Below are 15,602 nucleotides of genomic sequence, written 5' to 3'. Positions count from 1 at the left end.
CCAAGCTCGGTGTGAGAGATAGGACTAGAGCCGTGCGTGAGGCGTTAGGGAATGACATAGCACAGGTTTTAAAAGGAGAGGAATTCCTCTCCTTAAATTTTTTTCAACGGTTTGTATTATCTATCCATATGCACAACAGAACGGATGCTTTCGCCTTTGTGCATTAGGTCGAACGCTTCATTGATCTCATCAAGACCCATTGTGTGAGTGATAAACTCTTGAAGACCAAAGTCGCCGTTTAGGTATTGCTCTACAATGCCCGGCAGCTCTGAGCGACCTTTAACACCACCAAACGCAGAACCACGCCATACACGACCTGTCACTAATTGAAATGGGCGCGTTGAAATTTCTTGTCCTGCACCGGCTACGCCTATGATCACAGATTCGCCCCAGCCCTTATGACAGCACTCTAAGGCTGAACGCATCACGTTCACGTTACCGATACACTCAAACGAGTAGTCGACGCCGCCGTCAGTCATTTCAACAATGACTTCCTGAATAGGCTTGTCGAAGTTATTAGGATTTACTACGTCAGTTGCACCAAGTTGCTTCGCTAAATCGAACTTGCTCTCGTTAATGTCGATACCGATGATGCGACCCGCACCGGCCATGCGAGCACCAATAATCGCTGATAGGCCGATACCGCCTAACCCAAAGATAGCAACCGTATCGCCTTCTTGTACTTTTGCGGTTTTAAGTACTGCGCCCATACCTGTAGTCACACCGCAACCAAGTAAGCAAACTTCGTCCAGAGGTGCATTCTTATTAACTTTTGCTAAAGATATTTCTGGTAAAACTGTGTACTCAGAAAACGTTGAGCAGCCCATATAGTGATAAATTGGCTCGCCATCTTTAGAAAAACGGCTTGTGCCGTCTGGCATTAAGCCTTTACCTTGGGTTTCACGCACCGCTTGGCAAAGATTAGTCTTTCCCGATTTACAGAACTTACACTCGCCGCACTCTGCGGTGTAAAGAGGAATAACGTGGTCGCCAACTTCTACACTGGTTACACCTTCGCCAACCATTTCAACAATACCGCCACCCTCGTGACCCAGAATTGAAGGGAATACGCCTTCTGGGTCATCGCCAGAAAGGGTAAACGCGTCAGTGTGGCATACGCCAGTGGCAACGATTCGAACGAGAACTTCCCCTTTTTTAGGTAGCTCTACATCAACTTCTTCCATTTTTAACGGCTCACCCGCGGCCCAGGCTACGGCGGCTTTAGACTTTATGTGCGTTTGACCTTCTTGCAATGAATCTTTGAACGATGCCATGTGATGACTCCTTTATACCAATTATTTGATAATGATTTATAGGCCAAAGTATAGGAGACGGATTAGTTATGATAAATACACTTTTAGTAAATCACTTTTGCTTATTTGTAATAATACAGTGGTCGAAATAGAATGAGACTAAGTCTGAGAGCACATTTGCGTTAGTCAATGAGGTCATAAATACTTAGGATGAAATATTTAGAAGGTATCGCAGAGTTCTGTGCGGTGGCAGAAGTTGGCAACTTTACAGGCGCGGCCAACAAGCTTGATACATCTGTGGCACAAATAAGTCGAAAAGTAGCGTCATTGGAAAAGCAGCTTGGTGTAAAGCTGTTGCAGCGCACTACACGCAGTGTGTCGTTAACTGAAGCTGGCACATTGTACTTTGAACAAGCATTGCCGGCCTTAAAAGCGCTTGAAAATGCCCAACTGTCTGTAAGCGCGCTACAAACGTCACCGCAAGGGTTGATTAAACTCACCGCGCCTGTGGCTTTTGGTGAGGCGTTTATAGCGCCGTTGCTTAATACTTTTATGCAAAAATATTCAGGCATTAGCGTTCAATGTACCTTTTCAAATGAAAAGCTCGATATTGTCGATTTGGGTTTGGACTTAGCCATTCGAATCGGAAAACTTGAAGACTCTACGCTGGTAGCCAAAAAGCTAGCAACACGTCATCTTTTTGTTTGTGGCAGTAAAGCGTATTTTGAAGAGCATGGTCAGCCTCAAACTATCGATGAGTTAAAACATCACTCGCTTTTAGTGGGGTCACAACCTTATTGGCGATTTATGGTAGACAAGGAAATTCAGTCGATTAGTGTGCAAGGCCGAGCTCGCTACAACAGTGGGAATGCGCTGTGTAGTGCAGCTTTAGCCGGCTTGGGGCTAGCTCAACTGCCAGGCTTTTATGTGCGAGATGCTTTGGCTTCTGGCGAGCTTATCGAAGTGTTTCCTGAGTACAAAGATAAGCAAGAAGCCATTTGGGCGGTATTTCCGTCTAACCGTAATGTGGCTCCTAAAATAAGGCTGCTGGTGGACTTCTTGGCCCAGCATATCGTTTCAGATAGCTGATGCTTGGCCGATGCAATAAGTGATCGAAATATAGCCTTTGAACCTAAACATTCTGTAATTAAGACGTGTAAAGGTGATGTGGTGCACAACGATGATGGGCGAATTCAGGTACGCGGTGCTCGCGTACACAATCTTAAAAGTCTCAATGTAGATATTCCCAGAAACGAAGTGGTGGTGTTCACCGGCGTATCCGGTTCGGGAAAATCTTCCCTAGCGTTTGGGACCCTTTACGCTGAAGCGCAACATCGTTATCTAGACTCAATATCACCCTATGCACGCCGCCTTATTGAGCAGATTGAAAAGCCAGACGTAGATGCGATTGAAGGGCTGCCGCCAGCAGTGGGTCTACATCAGCGCCGTGGCGCACCCTCTGTGCGTTCATCGGTTGGCAGTATTACTACGTTATCAAATAGTTTACGTATGCTGTATTCAAGGGCAGGAGATTACCCTGAAGGGCAGAGTATCATTTATGCTGACGGGTTCTCTGCGAATACGCCGGAAGGTGCGTGTGATGAGTGCGACGGCATAGGTAAAGTGTTCGACACTCAGGCGCAGCTTCTCGTGCCTGACGATAGCCTAACCATACGGGAAGGTGCAGTTGCTGCTTGGCCCGGGGCATGGCAGGGGAAAAACCTCGTTAGGGTACTGCTATCTCTTGATATTGATGTTGATGTTCCATGGCATACGTTACCTAAAAAAACGCAAGACTGGATTTTGTATTCCGATGAAACGCCTCAGGTACCCGTATATCGTAGCTATAACTTAGAGCAAACTCGACAAGCACTCGCCGAAGGTGAGCCTGCAAGCTACAACGGCAAGTTTATCAGCGCCAGACGTCACGTATTAGATACATTTAAAACCTCTCAAAAAGAAAAGATAAAGCAGCGCATCGCACGTTTTCTTTCGATCACACCCTGTCCTACCTGCCAGGGTAAGAAGCTTAAAGCAAAGGCATTAAATGTTACGTTAGATGGCTTGGATATTATTGATTTTTCAAGACTTCCATTGCACGACGTTGACAGGAAATTGAAAAAACTTAGGCATGCTGTTGCAGATGATGTTTCCGAAAGGGCACAAGTTATAAGAAATATAACCTCTGATGTTGTTGATAGAATTAAGCCGATTATTGCGCTAGGTCTGGACTACCTATCATTGGACAGAGGCACAACCACGGTTTCGGCAGGAGAGCTTCAGCGATTACGTCTGGCTACGCAGCTTAAATCAAATCTGTTTGGTGTTGTATTTGTAATGGATGAACCCTCAGCAGGGTTACATCCTCGCGATGTAGAGTCTTTGGTTCACGCGCTTCACGATATCACGAAAGCAGGTAATTCGCTGTTAGTGGTTGAGCATAACCCTTATGTCATCAAAGGTGCGAATTGGGTGGTGGATGTTGGCCCTCGGGCGGGCACAAACGGTGGCGATTTGGTATATAGCGGGCCTGCAGAACAGCTGGCAAGCGTGACGCACTCGTCCACTGCCGACTTTGTTTTTAACAATAAAACACTGGTGAATAGAGCACGGCGCAGTGCTACGGGCACCCTTAGCCTTAAAAACGTTACTCGAAATAATGTTAAAAAAGCGAATGTTGAAATTCCTTTGGGCGTCATGACAGCCGTTACTGGGGTATCAGGTTCAGGAAAATCAAGCCTGATTAGCCAAGCGTTGGTTGAATTGGTAAGAGACGGACTTGGCGGTACTCACGTTCAAAATGAAGATGAACTCAGCGAAGCGTCATTACTTTCAAGTGATAATGATATAGACGACGAAGAGATAGCTGAAAAAGGAGCTATAGAAAAAGGGTTAGACGATATAAGTCGTTTAGTGGTTGTCGATCAGTCTTCAATTGGCAGGACGCCTCGCTCTACGCTTGCAACTTACACAGGAATGTTTGATCAAATTAGGCGTTTATTTGCTGACACCGATGAGGCCAAGTCTTGTAACTATGACGCTGGACATTTTTCTTTTAACGTAGTTAAAGGTCGCTGCCCTAATTGCGAAGGGTTGGGTGTAGTTTCAGTGGAACTACTTTTCATGCCAAGCGTTTATTCGCCGTGTACGGTATGTCATGGAAAGCGCTTTAAGGATGAAGTGTTAGAGATTAAATACAAGGAACATTCCATTGCCGATGTTTTAGCGCTTACCGTCGATGAGGCTCAGCACGTTTTTGACGACAATAAGGCAGTACTGAGAGGGCTTGAAACGCTTATCAAAGTAGGTCTTGGATACCTTACATTAGGTCAAAGCGCGACAGAGCTATCTGGCGGTGAGGCACAGCGTATAAAACTAGCCACTGAGCTAAAGCGCGCTCAAAACAGCAACACTCTTTATGTATTAGATGAGCCTACAACAGGCTTGCATCTGTCAGATATCGCCCTGCTAATGACGCACTTAAGTTCCCTGGTGGATAGGGGCAATACAGTGGTTATGGTGGAGCACAATATGAAAGTAGCCGCGGCGTGTGACTATGTCATAGATATCGGACCAGGCGCAGGTGGGAGTGGCGGACAAGTCGTCGCTCACGGCACCCCTGAAGACGTTGCTAGAAATAAGGAGAGTGCAACCGCTCCGTTTTTAACCGAAGCGTGCCGGCTAAACTAAGGCATTGCTGTCGTTTTTATTGCGTTATAATGACTTTTTAAACAACTTTACGTTCGCGAATTCGCCGATAGTAGACGCTTTTGTACCTTAAAGAGAAATGTTTCTTAATTATTGTTTCACTTTTTGCAATACAGTATGGTGAAAACTGCGGTTGACTTATAGACGTCTATACGGCAAATTGCTTGTATGAAAAAGATTCTAGTTACTCGCACCACCATGATGCTGATTACCACCTTAAATAGGGCGGTCGCTGACTAGTGCAAGTAAGCAAAAGACAACGAAAGCCCGCCTAAACAAGAGCGGGCTTTTTTTTACACACGTTTTAGCATGCGTAACCTTAAGGAGCAGCATATGAAAGTCTTAAAGTTTGGGGGTTCTTCTCTAGCCGATGCACCGCGATACATGCGTGTGATGGAAATTAGCACGGCAACCCACCAAACCGAAGGTGCTGCGGTTGTACTCTCGGCCCCAAAAGGGGTAACTAACGCGCTTTCACTATTGTGTGAACAGGCCGCCGCGGGTGAAGATTTCCAGCCGTTATTTGATAAGTTAAACGATACGGTGACCGGCATTGCCAACAACTTAAACGAAGAACTCGACGGGTTTGCACATGCAAGCGTAGTGGAATTCATTAATAGTCACTTATCGGTATTAAAACAGCACCTTGAAGGCATAAAGCTCTTAGGTGTTGCACCTGATAATGTAGCTGCGGGTATTCTCAGTATTGGTGAATACATTTCGGTAACGCTCTTCAGCGCCATGCTATCCGCCAAAGGCATAGCTAATCGCATCATCGACCCTGTTAAATATGTGCTTGCTGAGGGCGACTATTTAGACAGTATTGCCGATGTTTCACTAAGCAAAGCGCGTTTTTCAGATGTACCCTGCGATGGCAGCGAGTTCTTAGTTATGCCAGGCTTTGTTGCTGCTAACGAAGCGGGTGAGAAAGTTACGTTAGGGCGTAACGGTTCAGACTATTCGGCGGCCATTCTAGCGGCCTGTATCGATGCAAGCTGCTGTGAAATCTGGACGGACGTAGACGGTGTCTACAACGCTGACCCGAATCAAGTTGAAGGCGCTGTACTGTTAGATAAGCTTACTTACCAAGAAGCCATGGAGCTGTCTTATTTCGGCGCCAAGGTGCTTCATCCAAAAACCATCGGGCCTATTGCACAGCATCACATCCCTTGTCTGATCAGAAACACGTTAAACCCGGCAGCGCCAGGTACGTTAATCAGTAATGAAAAAAGCGAAGTGTGGACGTCGGTTAAAGGTATCTCTCAGCTTGATAATGTAACCATGTTTAACGTTGCAGGCCCTGGGCTTAAAGGCATGGTAGGCATGGCAAGCCGTGTGTTTGAGGTAATGTCTAACGCCAATATTTCAATAAGCCTGATTACACAGTCTTCATCAGAATATTCAATCAGTTTTTGTATACAAAGCAAAGATGCCAATCGCGCGTTGAACCTTCTTGAAGATGCATTTGCACTTGAGCTTCAAAACCAACTGCTTGATCCTATCGAAGTGCGTCATGACCTGGCTATTGTTACCTTAGTAGGTGACGGTATGCGTCAAACTAAAGGGCTGGCAGCGCGTTTCTTCAACTCGCTTGCACAAGCGCGAGTAAACAACGTTGCTATTGCTCAGGGCTCTTCAGAGCGTTCTATTTCTACAGTAATTGAAAGTAAGCGTGCTAAGAAAGCAGTAAAAGTAATCCACCAGAATTTTTTCTCTGACCGCCATACCATAGACGTATTCCTAGTGGGGTGTGGCAACGTGGGCACCGAACTGCTAGGTCAGATTGAAAAGCAGCAGCCTGCTTTGTTGAAGCGCAATATCCAACTACGTGTTTACGGCATCGCAAATAGCCGCAAGCTACTGCTAAATAGCCAAGGTATTGAGCTTAGCGGTGACTGGAAGGCGGCCCTTGAGTCAGCAAGCGAAGGATTAAGTGTAGAGCGCTTACACCAGTTTGCTAACGACAACAGCCTGGTAAACCCGGTTATTGTTGACTGCACCAGCCATGAAGCCATTGCACAGCAATATGTAGATATGATGGAAAGCGGGTTTCACGTTGTAACGCCCAATAAAAAGGCGAACACCAGCGCCATGTCTTACTACCGTAAGCTGCGCAAAACGGCCCTTGATACCAATCGCCAGTATTTGTACGAAACCACCGTTGGTGCGGGTCTTCCCGTTATTGATAACTTGCAGAAACTTTTCAGTGCAGGTGACGTACTACACCGTTTTGAAGGTATTTTATCAGGCAGTTTGTCTTATGTGTTTGGAAAGCTTGAAGAAGGTATGAGCCTGTCGCAAGCGACACAAACAGCCAAGGACAACGGTTTTACCGAGCCTGACCCCCGCGACGATTTAAGTGGTATGGATGTGGCGCGTAAGCTACTTATTATGGCTCGTGAAGCTGACTTGGCATTAGAGCTATCTGACATTGAAATTGAGTCTGTGCTGCCAAAAGGTTTTGCTGAAGATTGTTCAATTGACGAATTTATGCGCCAGCTTCCAGAGCTAGATGCTGCTATGAATGAGAAAGTTGATGCGGCTAAGGCCGAAGGCAAAGTCCTTCGTTATATCGGCAGTATTGAAGACGGAAAATGCAAAGTCAGTATCCAAGCAGTGCCGGCGAGCAACCCGCTTTCGCAGGTAAAAGATGGCGAAAACGCACTGGCTATTAACAGCGATTACTACAGCCCAATCCCTTATGTAATTAGAGGGTATGGTGCGGGTGGTACGGTAACGGCAGCAGGGGTGTTTGCTGACATTCTGCGTACTATGCCATGGAAACAAATGGCGCATTAACGGCTAATTAACGCTTGGTATGCTTAACGTAATGAATAAGCGGCTAAAGTAAGAAATTCGAAGGTGCGACTTAGGTTAGTGATTTATCCCGTTAAGTCGCAAGCGAAGTAAGAGAAATAATATGAAAGCATTCACGGCCTTTGCGCCAGCTTCAATTGGAAATGTAAGCTTAGGCTTTGATGTATTGGGTGCAGCGCTCGCTCCAGTAGACGGCACTAAATTAGGTGATGAGGTTGAAATAAAAGCGGCTGAGTCATTTTCATTAAAGACGGTAGGACGCTTTGCTCACAAGCTTCCGGGCGATGCAGATAGCAATATCGTCACTAAGTGCTACCACTATTTTTGTGAGCAGATGGAAAAGGCTGGGAAACCGACCTCTCCGGTAGCCCTTACCCTTCACAAAAACTTGCCAATTGGCAGTGGCTTAGGCTCAAGCGCTAGTTCAATTGTTGCTGCTTTTGCAGCGCTTAATGCTTTCTTCGACAACCCGTTTGATGAAGATACGTTGCTAATTATGATGGGCGAGCTAGAAGGCCAAATTAGTGGTAGCGTACATTACGATAACGTAGCTCCGTGTTATTTGGGCGGCATGACGCTAATGACGGGCAGCGACGCGCCGGTCACGCTATCACTGCCTTTGAACGACGACTGGTACTATGCCGTTTGTTATTCGGGCATTAGCGTATCGACAGCGGCTGCTCGCGATATCTTACCTAAGCAGGTGGATATGGCGACGGCGCTAACCTTTGGTCGGCAGTTAGGGGTATTTGTTCACGCTTTACATGCCGGTAACTTTGACTTGGCGGCGTCAGTAATGAAAGATGTCATTGCGGAACCTTACAGAAAATCGCTACTGCCTGGCTTTGATGAGGCACGTGCATTTAGTGAGCAAGCGGGCGCGCTCGCGTTCGGTATTTCGGGTTCAGGGCCAACGGTGTTTGCCGTGTGTTCAAGTAAAGCGCAGGCGGAAAACGTCGCCGCATATTTAACCGATAACTATATTCAGAACGATGATGGCTTTAGCCATGTGTGCCAAATACCAAGCCAAGGTACTATTATTTCTTAACGGACATGATTTCTTAAAGGCACATGATTCCTAAAGTCATAGTAACTCATAAAAGCACAGTGATTTTTTAAAAGATTAAAAGGGCAGTACATCTGCCTAACTATAAAGGTAACAGCAAGTGGAATTGGTAAATTTAAAAGATTCATCGGACACAGCGAACTTTGCTGACGCTGTGAAGCGCGGCTTAGGTAGAAACCAAGGGCTTTATTTTCCAGAGCATATACCTACTCTAGACAATATTGACGAACTGTTGGAAAAACCGTTTGTCGAGCGCAGTATTGAAGTGCTTCGCGCACTGATTGGTGACGAGCTGAACAATGGCGAGCTAGAAGAGATTGTGAAAACCGCATTTGCGTTTGGTGCGCCAGTTGAGCAAGTGAACGACAACGTATACTGCTTAGAGCTTTTCCACGGACCAACGCTGGCGTTTAAAGACTTTGGCGGCCGCTTTATGGCGCAAACCCTGTCACGCATCAGCGAAGGCAAGCCAGTAACTATTTTAACTGCGACCTCAGGTGATACTGGCGCGGCTGTAGCTCACGCGTTCCATGGCATAGAGAATATCAACGTGGTTATCCTGTTTCCTAAGGGCAAGATCAGTGCGCTACAGGAAAAGCTATTCACCACGCTAGGCGGAAATATCCATACCGTGGCAATAGAGTCTGACTTTGATGCGTGTCAATCGTTGGTGAAAACCGCGTTTGATGATCCTGACGTACGTGAAGGTCTTCACCTAAACTCAGCAAATTCAATTAATATCAGCCGTTTATTAGCCCAGGTTTGCTATTACTTTGAAGCGATTAGCCAACTGCCTAAAGAAAAGCGCGATCAAGTGGTTGTGTCGGTACCTAGCGGAAACTTCGGTAACCTCACAGCTGGTATGATTGCTAAATCGTTAGGCTTACCAATTAAGCGTTTTATTGCGGCAACGAACTTGAATGACACTGTGCCACGCTATCTTAAGACCGGTGAGTGGGACCCTAAGGCGACCGTAGCAACCATGTCTAATGCTATGGATGTGAGCCAGCCAAATAACTGGCCGCGTATTGAGGCGCTTATCGAACGTGGTTACATCGACAAAGCGTGCCTTAAAGGTGAGATGGTAGACGAAGAATATACGCAGCTCGCTATGCGTCAATTGGCGCAACAAGGTTATACCAGCGAGCCGCATGCAGCTATTGCTTATCGCGCAGTAAATCATGATTTAGAAGACGGTGAAATTGGATTGTTCTTGGGCACTGCACATCCAGCCAAGTTTAGGGAAACCGTAGAAAACGTATTAGGAAACCCTATCAGCTTGCCAAAGCCGTTGGCCGATGTAGCAGGTGAAGATAGCTTAGCCGTAGATCTACCCGCGTCTTACGATGCACTTAAACAGCATATGATGGAACTATTGAAGTAATGACATCATTGGTTTCAACATGGCAGAGCGCGCTTGGTGAAGAAAAGCAAAAAGACTATTTTGTTGAATTGCTTGAGCGCGTGAAGCATGCGCGAGAGGCGGGAAGTGTTATTTACCCGCCTCAGCCTGATGTATTCAACGCACTTAAATACACGCCGCTCGATGAGGTTAAAGTCGTGATATTAGGGCAAGATCCTTACCATGGACCGAATCAAGCCCACGGTCTCTGTTTTTCGGTAAAAGCAGGCGTTAAAACACCGCCATCACTTAAAAACATGTACAAAGAGTTATTGACCGACATCGACGGTTTTGTCGAGCCTAATCACGGTACGCTCACGTCATGGGCAGAGCAAGGTGTATTGTTGCTTAATACTGTTCTCACTGTGGAGCAGGGCAAGGCGCATAGTCATGCGAAGTGGGGGTGGGAAACCTTTACTGATAAAGTTATTGATGCGGTCAATGAACACTGCAAAAACGTAGTGTTTCTTCTGTGGGGAAGCCACGCGCAAAAAAAAGGCAAGCACATAGACCGTGAAAAACACCTAGTCTTACATGCACCTCATCCATCGCCACTCTCAGCACACAGAGGCTTTTTAGGTTGTAAACACTTCAGCCAAACTAACCAATACCTTGTTGCCAAGGGTAAAGACCCTATCCACTGGCAGGTATAGCATTAGCTTTTAGGCTAAGCACCTAAATAAAGCATGCTAGAAAGTAAAAAGGCCGCCTGTGTAACAGGCGGCCTTCATTTTATCTTTCCAGTGTTTCTAGCTCGTACTCGAAACCACAGTCGAGTTCGGCGAGTTCTTTTTCTAATTTGTAGCGATCTTGTAGCGCTTCGATTTCTCTCCACTTACGTTTTTTGCTTTTGGTTTTTGCTGGGCTTGCTTCGATGTCTAACATGGCAAATAGATCTGACTTATCCACTGGGATCTCCTTTTTATACCACTACAACTAATACAGAGTTTTTGTTTTTAAATTCCCTCTGTACGATTTTGTATCACAGCCGACACTAAAATAAAATAGTTTAGTTTACCTTTTATTAACAAATTGTGACGATATGATGACAAGGGTAAGGAAAGTCCAGTGTGTTTAAAGCGTGAACAAAAACTGTATGCAATTGATACTGTTTGGTTTTTTAGTCATCAATGGTACAGTGCTACGGATATCAAAAACGCCTGTCGTATCGTCGATGAATACCGCAACAAAAAACGGCTAGCTTTTGAAAAAGCTAGCCGTTCAGTTTGTTATTTGCACCAAGTGGGTGATTTTAAATCACCTCGTGTTCCTTATTTTGGTGCATTCGCTGCTCTGAATTTGGCAATCAATTGTTGTGTTGAAGCGTCGAAATTGTCGTTGTCCGCTTCGCCTTGAATGCCTGCAAGTACTTGGTTTCCTAGCACTTTACCTAACTCTACGCCCCATTGGTCGAATGAGTTAAGGTTCCAGATAACACCCTGAACGAATACCTTATGCTCATACATTGCAACCAGCGCGCCAAGTGTTTTAGGTGTAAGGCTGTCAAATAAGAAAGTATTGCTAGGCTTATTACCGGGCATGGTTTTGTGAGCGGCTAAGCGTTTGCGTTCTACGTCGTCAAGGCCCTTACCGTCAAGGTCTGCATAACACTCTTCGAAGGTTTTACCCTGCATGAGCGCTTGGGTTTGACCAAAGCAGTTAGACGCAAGCATGGCATGATGGGTGTGATCTTGATTAGGCACGTTAAGCGGCAGCATGAAATCAGCTGGAATAACGCCTGAACCTTGATGAATAAGTTGGTGGAAGCTGTGCTGACCATTTGTGCCCTCGCTACCCCAAATAATTGGGCCAGTCGGGTAGTCCACGTTCTCGCCTTCTTGCGTCACTTCCTTACCATTACTTTCCATATCTAACTGCTGTACGTAAGCTGGTAAGCCACGAAGATAGTGGTAGTAAGGCAGTAAAACATGTGATTGTGCATCAAAGAAGTTTCTGTACCAAACGCCTAAGAGAGCAAGTAGAACAGGCATGTTTTCTTCTAGCGGTGCGGTTGTGAAATGGGTATCCATGTCAAACGCACCTTCAAGCAAGCCTTTAAAGTTTTCAAAGCCAAGTGCAAGTGAAATAGGCAGGCCAATAGCTGACCACAGTGAGTAACGACCGCCCACCCAGTCCCACATTGGGAAGATGTTGTCGGCGCTAATACCAAACTCGGTAGCTGCTTTTACGTTTGAAGACACAGCTACAAAGTGTTTGGCAATATCTTCCTGTGTACCGCCAGACTTTAAGAACCAATCTTTAGCCGTTAGCGTATTTTGAAGCGTCTCTTGGGTAGAAAAAGACTTTGATGACATAACTACTAAGGTCTCTTCAAAGTCTACGCTAGATAGCACGTCGTGAATGTGGCAACCATCAACATTGGCAACAAAGTGAACCTTCACCGCATCTACTGTATGTGGCTTAAGTGCCTCAGTCATAATTTTAGGGCCAAGGAACGAGCCACCAATACCGATTGCCACAATGTGCTTGATTGGCTTGCCGGTATAACCTTTGTGTTCACCGCTGTGAACTGACGCGGTAAACGCTTCAATTTTAGCAAGCGTTGCATGTACTTCAGGCATAACATCTTCGCCATCTACCAGCACTTTGCGGTCAGAGAAGTTGCGAAGTGCGGTATGCAGCACTGCGCGACCTTCGGTTGAGTTAATTTGCTCACCCGAAAACATAGCGTCGCGAAGGGTTTCTAATTTACATGCACGAGCTAGGTCAAAAAGCCCTTTAAGCGCATCTTCGTTTACACGGTTTTTGGAGTAATCTAGAAAAATGCCGCAGGCTTCAAGCTGCATCTTATCAGCGCGACTTACATCTTTTGCAAACCAATCACGCATGTGGGCATCTTTAACCGATAAAGCAAGTTCAGATAGCTTTTTCCATTCTGGAAGTGATGTTAAAACACTCATTGATTCAATAACCCTTATGCGCTTAGTTTTTCACGTAGCATGGTTTCTAGCTTGTCTTGGTCAGCCGCAAAGTTACGGATGCCCTCAGAAAGCTTTTCTGTTGCCATTGCATCTTCGTTCATTGCCCAGCGGAATTCGCTTTCTGTTAAACGGTCACCTGGTGTTTTCGTTGCGCCATTGTCTTTAAGCTTAACTTCTAATTCGCCAGGTTCATTGGCCAGTTCTTCCAGAAGTGCAGGGCTGATGGTAAGACGATCACAACCAGCTAACGCTTGAATTTCGCCAATGTTGCGGAAGCTCGCGCCCATTACCACGGTGTTGTAGCCGTGCTCTTTGTAGTAGTTGTAAATTTTGGTTACTGATACAACGCCCGGATCTTCGTCTGGTGCGTATGACTCAGTGCCCGTCGCCTTTTTGTACCAGTCTAAAATACGGCCAACGAATGGGGAAATTAGGTAAACTCCCGCTTCCGCACACGCCTGTGCTTGGGCGAAGCTGAAGAGAAGGGTTAGGTTACATTGAATGCCTTTCTTCTCTAGTGCTTCAGCTGCTTGAATACCTTCCCAAGTAGACGCAATTTTAATAAGAATGCGTGACTTATCGATGCCAGCGTCTTCATAAAGCTGAACTAAGCGCTCTGCTTTTTCGATGGTTGCAGCGGTATCGAACGACAAACGGGCGTCTACCTCGGTAGAAATACGGCCAGGTATAGTTGCAGATATTTCTTTACCAATGGCAACTGCTAACTTGTCTGAAGCATCAGTTAATTGTTGGTCGGCGTCGTTAGACTGAAGTTTTGCCCATGCTACAGCATCATCAATTAGGCTTGCATATTGAGGAAGACCTGCCGCTTTTAAAAGTAGCGACGGGTTGGTAGTGGCATCGACTGGTTGATACTTTTTAATGGCATCGATGTCGCCCGTGTCGGCAACTACGGTAGTGATATCACGTAATGAAGCTAACTGATTACTCATAATTCTCTCTATTCTTTAGTAATAATAAATTTGGACAACTCGCTAGAAAAGCCAGTTGAATAAAACGGTTCGCTTGCGCGTGTGTAGGGCTTCGCGCTTGCGTTTTCTTTTTGCGAAATACATCTTCCAACAAGGAAGGAGGCAAAAACAAATTTAGCGCTTTGGTCATCAAGACATACATCTAGAGGATGCATATGACTTATTGTTTGAATAATTTTTTGTACTGCTATTTATATCAAACCCGTGTGACAATTCATACATTGAATAGTGACAAATTAGCTAATCGGATTTCTCTGTTAAGCCAATTTACGTCTTTTATATGCCATTTTGCTTTTTCAAGCGTATCAGGTGGTATAATTCGGGGGTAATACCATTCCGCATAGATCATTACCCACTCAGCGAGAGTTAAAATGTTCGTAATCGCGGCGTGTCACCGCAGGTATAGTGGTCCTACATCAAGGTGGCACAACAAAGAGTACGGGCATTTTAAACTCGCCCTTCGGGAAGGTCTGGCAAGCTTCCTAGCTTCATTCTGGGAATTTGAAAGGGAACAGCCATTCCTGCATTCCCACGCTTTGCTAGGAAACTTGCCAGCGCCTTCTGAGTCGGCAATGATCTATGCGGATTGGTATAAAATTTAAGGAGTCGAAATGTTAGTTGTAGTATCCCCAGCGAAAAATCTAGATTTTGAAAGCGATATTCCAGTGAGTAAGTTTACTCAGCCTGTCATGCTTGAAGATACGGAACGTTTAATGGAAGTATGCCGCACGTTATCTCCCGCTGACTTATCATCGCTTATGAAAATCAGTGACAAATTAGCCACCTTAAACGCCAACCGGTTTGCTGAATTTTCTACACCGTTTACGCCAGATAACGCGCGTCAGGCAATGTATGCATTCAATGGCGATGTTTATACGGGACTTGATGCTTATTCACTTGATAGCGAAACGGTAGAATACGCCCAAAAACATCTTCGAATCCTATCTGGTCTATACGGACTGCTGCGACCACTCGACTTAATGCAGGCCTACCGTTTAGAGATGGGGACTAAATTAACAAACCCTGAAGGCAAAGATTTATACGCATTTTGGAATGACCGCATTACTTATGTGCTTAATAAAGCATTGGAAGCGCAGGGTGATAATGTGTTAATTAACCTTGCTTCAAATGAATATTTTAAAGCGGTTCAAAAGAAATCTCTTGATGGCATGATCATCACGCCCACCTTTAAAGATTGCAAAAACGGCCAGTATAAGATTATCAGCTTCTTTGCGAAGAAGGCCCGTGGCTTGATGGCGCGTTATATTCTTGAAAACCGTGTAAAGGACGTTGAAGGTTTGAAAAACTTCGACGTAGACGGCTATCAGTTTAGTGAAGAACAAAGTTCATCGACGGAACTTGTGTTTCTTCGTAACCAAGAGGGGTAAGCCCGCCCCCTCTCTGGGTACTTATCTATGCAGA

The 15,602-nt window shown here is 45.6% G+C and carries 12 protein-coding genes; 8 read left to right on the top strand and 4 right to left on the bottom strand.

Annotated features, from left to right (window positions below; translation table 11 throughout):
- Positions 1-116: 116 nt before the first annotated feature.
- Positions 117-1,274 (bottom strand): S-(hydroxymethyl)glutathione dehydrogenase/class III alcohol dehydrogenase, encoded by a 1,158-nt coding sequence (locus tag ACM0P2_RS15165; RefSeq protein WP_105929533.1) that lies wholly within the window; start codon positions 1,272-1,274, stop codon positions 117-119.
- Positions 1,275-1,463: 189 nt separating this feature from the next.
- Here ACM0P2_RS15165 and ACM0P2_RS15160 point away from each other — a divergent pair, with 189 nt between their 5' ends.
- The 6 genes from ACM0P2_RS15160 (at position 1,464) to ung (ending at position 10,899) form a co-directional block, all read left to right on the top strand.
- Positions 1,464-2,342, top strand: coding sequence for a LysR substrate-binding domain-containing protein (locus tag ACM0P2_RS15160; protein ID WP_159117840.1), 879 nt, complete (start codon positions 1,464-1,466; stop codon positions 2,340-2,342).
- An 81-nt stretch (positions 2,343-2,423) separates the two neighbouring features.
- Complete coding sequence (locus ACM0P2_RS15155) at positions 2,424-4,943, top strand: excinuclease ABC subunit UvrA (RefSeq protein ID WP_159117841.1); 2,520 nt, start codon at positions 2,424-2,426, stop codon at positions 4,941-4,943.
- A 351-nt stretch (positions 4,944-5,294) separates the two neighbouring features.
- Positions 5,295-7,760, top strand: coding sequence for a bifunctional aspartate kinase/homoserine dehydrogenase I (gene thrA / locus ACM0P2_RS15150; RefSeq protein WP_159117842.1), 2,466 nt, complete (start codon positions 5,295-5,297; stop codon positions 7,758-7,760).
- A gap of 121 nt (positions 7,761-7,881) precedes the next feature.
- Entirely contained in the window at positions 7,882-8,826 is a 945-nt protein-coding gene (gene thrB, locus ACM0P2_RS15145) for a homoserine kinase (protein ID WP_159117843.1), read from the top strand.
- Between the two features lie 118 nt (positions 8,827-8,944).
- Entirely contained in the window at positions 8,945-10,228 is a 1,284-nt protein-coding gene (gene thrC, locus ACM0P2_RS15140; protein WP_159117844.1) for a threonine synthase, read from the top strand.
- Positions 10,228-10,899, top strand: a complete 672-nt coding sequence (ung, locus tag ACM0P2_RS15135; protein WP_159117845.1) for a uracil-DNA glycosylase — start codon at positions 10,228-10,230, stop codon at positions 10,897-10,899. The genes thrC and ung overlap by 1 nt, the downstream gene beginning before the upstream one ends.
- A 79-nt stretch (positions 10,900-10,978) precedes the next feature.
- Here ung and ACM0P2_RS15130 read toward each other — a convergent pair whose 3' ends face one another.
- The 3 genes from ACM0P2_RS15130 to tal all read right to left on the bottom strand — a co-directional run bounded on the left by ACM0P2_RS15130 (position 10,979) and on the right by tal (position 14,141).
- Positions 10,979-11,155: a DUF3545 family protein gene (locus ACM0P2_RS15130; RefSeq protein ID WP_012519516.1), complete on the bottom strand. Its 177-nt coding sequence runs from the start codon at positions 11,153-11,155 to the stop codon at positions 10,979-10,981.
- Positions 11,156-11,517: 362 nt separating this feature from the next.
- The gene (pgi, locus tag ACM0P2_RS15125) at positions 11,518-13,167 is read right to left on the bottom strand and encodes a glucose-6-phosphate isomerase (RefSeq protein WP_159117846.1); all 1,650 of its coding nucleotides are present in this window, start codon (positions 13,165-13,167) and stop codon (positions 11,518-11,520) included.
- Positions 13,168-13,181: 14 nt separating this feature from the next.
- Positions 13,182-14,141 carry a transaldolase gene (tal, locus tag ACM0P2_RS15120; protein ID WP_120961827.1) on the bottom strand — a complete coding sequence of 320 codons (960 nt, stop codon included), beginning with the start codon at positions 14,139-14,141 and terminating at the stop codon, positions 13,182-13,184.
- Positions 14,142-14,551: 410 nt separating this feature from the next.
- Between tal and ACM0P2_RS15115 the strand changes: the two genes are divergently transcribed.
- The gene (locus ACM0P2_RS15115) at positions 14,552-14,782 is read left to right on the top strand and encodes a hypothetical protein (protein WP_105929542.1); all 231 of its coding nucleotides are present in this window, start codon (positions 14,552-14,554) and stop codon (positions 14,780-14,782) included.
- A 9-nt stretch (positions 14,783-14,791) separates the two neighbouring features.
- Positions 14,792-15,568, top strand: coding sequence for a peroxide stress protein YaaA (gene yaaA / locus ACM0P2_RS15110; protein ID WP_419226770.1), 777 nt, complete (start codon positions 14,792-14,794; stop codon positions 15,566-15,568).
- Positions 15,569-15,602 lie beyond the last annotated feature (34 nt).

The sequence above is a fragment of the Alteromonas sp. OM2203 genome (assembly GCF_048517045.1).
Lineage (GTDB): Bacteria > Pseudomonadota > Gammaproteobacteria > Enterobacterales > Alteromonadaceae > Alteromonas > Alteromonas gracilis.
The sequence above is the reverse complement of the archived record's forward strand: the minus strand, read 5'-3'. Positions and strand labels throughout refer to the sequence as shown.